The 2,413-nt window shown below is 27.2% G+C and carries 2 protein-coding genes; both read right to left on the reverse strand.

The genetic code is table 11. The features are described 5' to 3' along the window. Positions 1-1,976, reverse strand: a 1,976-nt coding sequence (locus WAO56_RS10560; RefSeq protein ID WP_422146361.1) for a hypothetical protein, incomplete at its 3' end; no start/stop codon positions are given. Positions 1,977-2,082: 106 nt separating this feature from the next. Further along, positions 2,083-2,413: energy transducer TonB (locus WAO56_RS10565; protein WP_422146362.1), on the reverse strand; the 331-nt coding region annotated here is incomplete at its 5' end.

Consider the following 2,413-nt stretch of genomic DNA (forward strand, 5'->3'; position numbering starts at 1 on the left):
TCATATAGTTCTTTTACTATTTTAGTATCTTGCCATTTTTTTTGTTTAATTTCTACCTCCTGAGCTAAAGTCTCTGTTATAAATCTATTGAGTAAATTATGTCTAATCATTTCTATGTCATCAGTAGCTGGATATAAATGGCTCTCGATAGCAATTAGAAAATCATTGGTTAGATTATATTTTTTACCAGTAAAAGGATTAGTGATTTCTGTGCCAATATCATAACTAAGTGAATATAAATAATGAATAATATCTTCGAAGATTTTTTGGTCATTACAAGTATACAGGGCATCTTTTAATTCTTGCACAATATTAATCTCATAAATTTTTAATAATGAGTTTATAAATTGAGGAGGAATGAGTTTTTTAATATTATCAGGCTGATCCTCAAAAAAACTTATAATATCTAGCATATCTATTTCATCTTTTTTATCATCATGAGTAGAAAGTAATTTATTAAAAATAGCGATAGATTGTCTGCCAGATATACCTTTAAATCCTTCGTCCAGAGCCTCATTTAGCAGAGCCAAACGTATGTTTTTTTTAAATCCTTTGATATCTTCATCTTCGAGCCATCTTGGTATTTTGCCATGGTATAATTCCATTTTTAATAGTAATAAATCAGGATCTATATATTTTTCATATTTAGCTCTATATTTTAACCATGTCTTTAAAATATCAGATTCAGTATTTAAGCGAGTACTAATAATAATTTTAGCAAAATTTTGTAATACTCGAGGTAGAAAAAGATTACCAATATTATTACCAAATTTGTTTTCATAAATTTTCACTTCTGTCTGGGCATCTAAAACATAAGGAATAGAAACGAACCTCACTCTATCCTGAAAAGATTTAATATCTATAAAACTTTTTTTATCTTCAGGGTTTACTAAACCTAGGAATAAGGTATTTATTTTTTCTTCGATATGCTCCACCTTGTGAACACCATCACTTATTATACCATGTAATGATAACAACCTCGTGATATTATTGTCTTTAATATCCATCAAAGCATATATACCATTATTGGTTAAAGCCAAATATGAATATTTCAGTTCTATCTCTTCAGAAGAAAATAAATTATTTAAATCTTTTTCTAAAATATTATTAGAATAAATATGTTCAATTAGATTATCAGCTGGATTCCATACAGAAATGCCTTTACCCAATTGTCTATTAAAATCAATTTTTTTAGCATACAGCATATCATAAACCTTTAATGGATCATCTAATATATCAATTAAGGAATTATAAATAGACTTACACAAAGGGCAAGGTTCTGATTTAAATAACCATGCAAATCTTTTAGACTCTATAATTTCGTTATAAACATTGTTATCTTTTATTAGAGTTTTCAAAAATTCTTTTCTTAGCTCTTTAGGAATGATGAGAAAAGGATTATCATTATGTGGACAAGAATATACTATAGTTCTGCCATCATCTACATCTTTATTAATTATTTTAGGATCAATTTTCCAAAATATTTTGTACAGAGTACCCTGCTCTGTCAGAGTATACTCTTGCATTTTTTGTAAAAGATTATTTAAAAAAGTAGACTTACCACTACCAGGAGGCCCTTCGAATAGATAAATTTGGTTCACATTTATACCCATATTAATATCTTCTGCCATCTGCATAAATCTATTAGCAAATAATCTATCACCGAAAAAAGGAGTTTCTACACCTTCAATGAATAATTTAGATAAATCATAATCACGAAAACCAGCATTGTCAATATCATTTTCATATTCATCTATGCCATATGGTACATGAAAGTGCACCATATCATAAAAAAGCTGGAATATATTTCTTAAGATTTGTTTCGGATTATTTGATAATAAAAATAAAAAATCATTAAAATTAATTGGATATCTTTGCTCTTTTTCTCTGATTTGCTTAGTTAGCTCTAGTATATATTCTAATTCATTAGTTTCATTATCATTAGCATCTATAAATTTATTATTTTCACTAGACATGATTTTATTTATTTTTGTAAAGATAATAAAATTTTGATGTTATAAGATCATTAATTTATTTAAAGATATTACAATTTAACTTTTAAATTTTTATTTCTTCAATTTTTTACTTCAAATTAAAAGCTATAGGTATTTGATATTTTACTTTTACTGGCATGCCTCCTTGACGAGCTGGTTGCCATTTAGGCATAGATTCTACTACTCTAATAGCTTCTTCATCTAAACCTCCACCTATACCCCTTATCACGTGCACATCAGTCAGACTACCATCTTTTTCAACAGTAAATTCCACATATATTGTACCAGTTATATTAGTTTTTTTAGCTAAATCTGTGTATTTCAAATTATCTTTAATATATTTGTACATATTTTCCAAGCCTCCTGGAAATTCTGGAGATATTTCTGGTATTAATACGAAAGTATCTACTCCTGTGATT

The organism is Miniphocaeibacter sp. (assembly GCF_049276255.1).
GTDB lineage: Bacteria > Bacillota > Clostridia > Tissierellales > Peptoniphilaceae > Miniphocaeibacter.